General features: G+C 44.4%; 5 protein-coding genes. 2 read left to right on the top strand and 3 right to left on the bottom strand.

Annotated features, from left to right (window positions below; genetic code table 11):
• Window positions 1–167, bottom strand: a 167-nt coding sequence (locus GS12_RS22330) for a transposase (RefSeq protein WP_034951111.1), incomplete at its 3' end; no start/stop codon positions are given.
• A gap of 221 nt (window positions 168–388) precedes the next feature.
• Here GS12_RS22330 and GS12_RS24505 point away from each other — a divergent pair.
• On the top strand, window positions 389–595 hold the full coding sequence (locus GS12_RS24505; RefSeq protein ID WP_152601476.1) for a hypothetical protein: 207 nt from the start codon (window positions 389–391) through the stop codon (window positions 593–595).
• The gene (locus GS12_RS22325) at window positions 582–1,703 is read left to right on the top strand and encodes a helix-turn-helix domain-containing protein (RefSeq protein ID WP_026111916.1); all 1,122 of its coding nucleotides are present in this window, start codon (window positions 582–584) and stop codon (window positions 1,701–1,703) included. The genes GS12_RS24505 and GS12_RS22325 overlap by 14 nt, the downstream gene beginning before the upstream one ends.
• A 173-nt stretch (window positions 1,704–1,876) precedes the next feature.
• On the opposite strand, the gene GS12_RS22320 is transcribed toward GS12_RS22325, so the two are convergent.
• Together GS12_RS22320 and GS12_RS22315 are read right to left on the bottom strand one after the other, a co-directional pair.
• Entirely contained in the window at window positions 1,877–2,452 is a 576-nt protein-coding gene (locus GS12_RS22320) for a PIN domain-containing protein (protein WP_017802663.1), read from the bottom strand.
• A complete protein-coding gene (locus tag GS12_RS22315; RefSeq protein WP_034951109.1) occupies window positions 2,452–2,913 on the bottom strand; it encodes a helix-turn-helix domain-containing protein in 462 nt (153 codons plus the stop codon). The genes GS12_RS22320 and GS12_RS22315 overlap by 1 nt, the downstream gene beginning before the upstream one ends.
• Window positions 2,914–3,386 lie beyond the last annotated feature (473 nt).

The following is a 3,386-nucleotide window of genomic DNA, read 5'->3' as shown; positions in this document are numbered from 1 at the left end:
AGGCGGGTCATCATGGAAGCATCCATCCCGCCAAAGCGTGAACGCCACTTATAGAAACTGGCGTTGCTCATGCCATGCTCGCGGCACAGTTCGGCCACCGGCGTTCCTGCCTCGGCTTGCTTCAGGATGGACATGATCTGGCTGTCAGTGAAACGTGATTTTTTCATAGAGATCTCCCCGGTTCAGGTTACGAGAAAATTCTACTTATGAACACACCGGTTTTTCGGGGGGATTACCCCACCGCCTTCTCCGCAATGAGAAAGAACAGCGCCAAATATCCATTTTCGATGAGGAAGATACCAGTAATAGTTTAATTTGGCGCGTTTATGCTGAAAGGTTTATCGATGATGTTACGGACAAAGATGCACCTCCTACTTGGATAATTACCATGGTTGGCTTGGATGAAACGGGCCGCAAGGTTAGTCTTTATGAGCATATATCTAAAGTAATTATGCCTATTTCTTCAGCACCTGAAGGTCTAAATCCAGATAAAATTAATCAGCTTCCAGCGCCTAATGAAATACCCCCTACTAAACTCAAGCGCAGAAGCAAAAAAGACGACAGAGACCAAAGTGGTAAAAATGCAACTCTTTGATTCTCTCACTCAGTACCGGGGTGACCGCGTGAAATTAGCGAGGTTAGCTAAAGGTATGTCTGGAGAGGATGTGGCTAACGCTCTCGGTGTTACCAAGCAATTTATTTCGAAACTTGAAAGGGGCTATCCGCCTGCGGATGCCATGTTGTCGCAACTTGCTAAGGTTTTGGGCGTATACGAATCATTTTTCTTTACGCCTCGCCCCCATCCTCTGGATGGAGAGCATTGTCATTTTCGCAGTAAACGCTCAAGAACTCAGACATTGGCGAATACTGTCATGGCTAGGGCGGAGATACTGGATGAATTTATTCGCAGGTTAGAGGTTGAGGTAGAGTTTCCTGTTCTAGATTTACCGGATGTCTCAGAGTTGCCGTCGCAATCGCCATCTGATATAGAACGCATCGCTGAAGAGTGTCGACGTTATTGGGAGCTGGGCTTAGGCCCCATTAACTCAATGTCTAATTTCGTCGAAGGCATAGGTATTGTAATTGCTCATGTTTCAGATGTTGATGACAGAATTGATGCTTTTACCGTTAACAATGTTCGTCCAATCATAATTCGCAACAACGCCAAAAAGAGCATTTGTCGTTACCGTTCAGATATAGGGCATGAGTTAGGCCACTTAGTTCTACATGAGGGGGTAATTACTGGCGATAAAGTAACCGAGAACCAAGCGGACCATTTTTCAAGTGCTTTCATGATTCCAAGGGTTTCATTTATTAATGAGTTTCCCAAAATGCGGGGGTCTCATTTGGATTGGAACGCTCTGGAGGATTTCAAAGTGCGTTGGAAAATAAGCTTGCGTATGTCCCTATATCGCGCCTGTTTGTTAGGATTAATAACCCCTGAAAAAATGAGGACGGGCTTTATTCATCTCAACTCTAAGGGATTTGTATCTACAGAGAAAGGGGACGATCGCATCACCGGTGACTCTCCAGGGATGATGCAACAAGCTATCAGTATGCTTGATGATCATTCTTGGGAAGCTGTGTTGGAAGATGCAATGATTAAGCCCGAATTTGTACGCGACAACTTCGGTATCAACAGACCTATAGCCCCTCAGGGCGACAACTTGGTTTCAATTTATAAGTATAAAAACTTTGGTTAATATGGGTCATCATACAAAAAAATCTGATGTGATTTGACTAAAAACTGGTTAAAGTTCTCTACGCTTCGCAAAGCTGCATCCGCAAACTACTGAATATTTTAGCCCCGCCAGTATGCGGGGTTCTTATTTAGAAATTGGAAATACCCTTCCCACCCTTGCTGACGAAAAATTCCCTAAATCATTAATTTATAACCAGTTAAAGCCTTAACCGTCATCGGCAAGCCTAGCTTCAGTAGTATGTCAAAATATTCATCTACTGATTTTGGGGGGTTCTTTAGCCGGTCTCGCTGCCTTTGGACAGCCTGTAGAACTAGGGCTTGATTTAAATCCAGCAAGTCAGCGATAAACTCATCAGGATGAATTGCTTCAATATCAAACTCAGCCAGGCTTTCCCTTGGAAAATCTTTAAGATTGAAGGTTACAATCACCTCTGAATCGGATCTTATCGCTGCAGCTACAATATGGCGATCGTCAGGATCTGGGAGTGAAACCCCTTCCATAAGATTTTCAAAGCCCGTTACAAGCGCATCAGGTAGGGCTTCGTTCATCAGATCTTCTACGCGCTTCAATTGTTCACGCTTTAAATCCGGTAAGTTTTCAACCAAATTTCTTTGCCATTCATCATGAATGGTGGCAGTCCATTTGGGTTGATACAGACCAGACATCCCAACCTCCATAAGCAGATCGCGGAGCATGTTGGGATAAATGACACAGGCATCAAGTACGACTGGGTAAGGCGAATGATTCATTAATAAAAACCAAGTTCCTGGCTCAAATTAACCAGTTCTTGCATTGCTTCATTGCTCTCAGTTTCACGCTGAGCTTTATAGCGCATCAAATCAGCAAAAAGAACCCGGCGGTGACGGCCTGTTTTATGATGTGGAAGCTTTCCTTCTTCTAAAATCTTCACAATGTGAGGGCGTGAAACATTCAGAATGTTGGCGGCTTCCTGCGTAGTTAATTCAGCGTGCACGGGGACAACTTGAACCGCGTTCCCTTCAGCGAGTTCACCCAAGATGTTCATTAGCAATCTCAGTGCTGAGGTTGGCAATTCGATCTGATGTTTTTCGCCGTTTGCATCGTGAATCGATATTTTTTGCGTTTCTAACTTTGTGGTGAGAAAGGTTGCCAGTTCTCTTTGTCCACGTAACGCAACCTCAATTTCCTTCTGAGCCGGAAGGCTTACATTGTCCAGAATTGAGCTAGTCATGATTTTTTTCCAATTTCAAATTTCGTTAATTTCGGTTTCTGATTTTTCGCGTGTTCAGTTTCGTGACAATTTTGAAACTGACGAATGCGTCAACCCCATAATAGTAATCGAAACAAACGAAACAAGCAACACTCGAAACAAACGAAAAGCCATAGTGGACAAACCGAAATGGCCGCAACCCGCGTAACAATGGGATCGTTAGTAGCCGAGTCCTTTCTCTTACGTTCAGGGTAACCAACAGCGGAAATCCGCGCTGAGATGTCGGCCCCAAGATATCTAGAACTAGCCGTACGTTACGTCCGCTTATGGCTGTGAGTTCAATGGCTCGATGCAACGCTATCCTTAATCAAGGGGGGACGTTGTCATGAAACGAAGAACTCGGATTAACTACACGCCAGAGCAGAAGGCGATTATCTGGGACAGATATAAGCAAGGTGATTCTCTGCATGATATCGCCAGAATGTTCGACAGAT

Source organism: Erwinia oleae (assembly GCF_000770305.1).
Lineage (GTDB): Bacteria > Pseudomonadota > Gammaproteobacteria > Enterobacterales > Enterobacteriaceae > Erwinia > Erwinia oleae.
The sequence above is the reverse complement of the archived record's forward strand: the minus strand, read 5'-3'. Positions and strand labels throughout refer to the sequence as shown.

Bases quoted from the DNA above. Each gene is read 5' to 3' on its own strand.
- GS12_RS24505 (WP_152601476.1), top strand. From the start codon at position 389: ATGGTTGGCTTGGATGAAACGGGCCGCAAGGTTAGTCTTTATGAGCAT.
- GS12_RS22325 (WP_026111916.1), top strand. From the start codon at position 582: ATGCAACTCTTTGATTCTCTCACTCAGTACCGGGGTGACCGCGTGAAA.
- GS12_RS22320 (WP_017802663.1), bottom strand. From the start codon at position 2,452: ATGAATCATTCGCCTTACCCAGTCGTACTTGATGCCTGTGTCATTTAT.
- GS12_RS22315 (WP_034951109.1), bottom strand. From the start codon at position 2,913: ATGACTAGCTCAATTCTGGACAATGTAAGCCTTCCGGCTCAGAAGGAA.